Consider the following 532-nt stretch of genomic DNA (forward strand, 5'->3'; position numbering starts at 1 on the left):
CCCCAAAAATCTGCGCCCCTCTGCATTCTTGGCGAGATCTTTCAGCCTGGGGTTTAAACGCAAAAAAGCCAGTCGCGAATGCTATCGTGACTGGCTTTGAATAATGTGGCGGCGACCTACTCTCCCGGGTGTAACCCCAGTACCATCGGCGCTGCAGGGCTTAACTTCTCTGTTCGGGATGGGAAGAGGTGGGACCCCTGCGCTAGGCCGCCTAAATCTTTGGACTTTTTGATATAGCATATTCGACTCTCGTCTAATATCCAAAATCTTAAGTCTTATATCTTAATTCACAACAAGTGTACAGAAAATTGAATGGGTAGACCTTACGGTAAGTTTTCGGGCAATTAGTACAGCTCAGCTATGTCATCTCTGACTTTACACCTGCTGCCTATCAACGTCATCGTCTCTGACGGCCCTGTTTGGAAGTCTCATCTTGGAGGGAGTTTCGCACTTAGATGCTTTCAGCGCTTATCTCTTCCCGACGTAGCTACCCGGCAATGCAATTGGCATCACAACCGGTACACCAGCGGTC

General features: G+C 48.9%; 2 rRNA genes. Both read right to left on the bottom strand.

Annotated features, from left to right (window positions below):
• Positions 1-103 precede the first annotated feature (103 nt).
• Positions 104-215: ribosomal RNA gene (gene rrf, locus MM213_RS20840) — 5S ribosomal RNA — on the bottom strand.
• Between the two features lie 109 nt (positions 216-324).
• Positions 325-532, bottom strand: a 23S ribosomal RNA gene (locus MM213_RS20845); the annotation flags it as partial.

Source organism: Belliella alkalica (genome assembly GCF_022549785.1).
Lineage (GTDB): Bacteria > Bacteroidota > Bacteroidia > Cytophagales > Cyclobacteriaceae > Belliella > Belliella alkalica.